This is a genomic window from Microcystis sp. LE18-22.4A (assembly GCF_027531105.1).
GTDB classification, from domain to species: Bacteria; Cyanobacteriota; Cyanobacteriia; order Cyanobacteriales; family Microcystaceae; genus Microcystis; species Microcystis aeruginosa.
This window is the reverse complement of sequence record NZ_JAPZRB010000401.1, coordinates 1-1,244: the sequence shown is the minus strand read 5'-3', so window position 1 is coordinate 1,244 and position 1,244 is coordinate 1. Positions and strand designations below refer to the sequence as shown.

Here is a 1,244-nt window from a genome sequence, read left to right as displayed (position 1 = left end):
CTAAAGCTCGCTCTTTTAAATGAAACAATTGAATGTCCGAATTGCCATCAAACCTTGGACAGAATCAATCAGACAGAGTATAATCTAGTCAGAGATTTGTCAATATTAGGCAATCCGGTATATTTAGAAGTACCACGCCGGCTCTTCTGGTTTCTGTGTGGAAACGAGGTCTATACTGATAGAATATCCGCAAAATAGTCCTAAAAGTCTTGCCCAGTAAGCATTTCACGATTCCATAAGCAAAAATTATCACACAAAGTCGAGAAGAGCCCCACGCCGCCAGTTTCATTGTCAAAAGTGCCAAAAGTATATCAGCGAAAGACTGAGTTTTATGAGATTAAGACAGCATCATACAATTCGCTATGAATCGATGATTTATGAGAGAGTAAAAAATTGTAGTATCGAAGAAATAAGTCGAGAAGAAGGGTTAGGATGGGAAGAAGTTAAGTTAATATTTAATTCCTTGGCTAAAGAACTAGAAAAGGAAGAGTGGGAAGCACCAGAACGAATAAGCTTGGATGAATTTAGTAACTTAAAAGGACATAAAGATTTCATAACAACGGTCGTAGATCTGGACAAGAAAATTTTACTAGATGTGATTAAAGGACATAAGCAAGAAGAATTAATGGAAGCCTTAAAAGCACAGCCAGACGCAGTTCGGGAGAAAGGGAAAGAAGTGAGCGTCGATATGTGGTCAGGATTTACAGCAGTGATCAAGGAATTATTTCCCAATGCTAAAATCATCTATGACCGTTTTCATGTAATGACTATCATCAATGACGAGCTTAATAAATTGAGAAAGTTAATGGGGGTGCATGAAAAGGGATTACCTCATTTATTATGGAAGAATAAAGAGGACTTAAAGGACGAGCAAAAACAACAACTAGAAGTTATCTTAAAAGAACATCCCTGCTTGGGAATAGCCGACGAAATGAAAGAAGAAATTAGACAAATTTATCAAGGGTGTAGAACGTTCAGAGGTGCTGAGAGAAAATTGGAAAAATGGATAAGAATAGGCGGGATATTATATCAAAGTAGTGCCAGCATGATCCAGAAGCATTTGCCTGGTATTTGTAATTACTTTGAAAATCATACAACCAACGGATTAATTGAGGGAATGAATACCAAAATAAAGCTTATTAAAAGAATAAGTTATGGATTTACCAATTTTGAACATCTTCGACTTAAGCTGTTTGCTTGCTTTAATTCATAACAAAAATTAACACACGAAAACCAGAAGAGCC

Annotated in this window: 2 pseudogenes; both read left to right on the top strand. The window is 36.3% G+C overall.

The features are described 5' to 3' along the window. Window positions 1-132 (top strand): annotated as a pseudogene (locus O9295_RS17810) (transposase family protein); the annotation flags it as partial. A gap of 139 nt (window positions 133-271) precedes the next feature. Further along, window positions 272-1,213 (top strand): annotated as a pseudogene (locus O9295_RS17805) (ISL3 family transposase); the annotation flags it as partial. Between the last annotated feature and the right edge of the window lie 31 nt (window positions 1,214-1,244).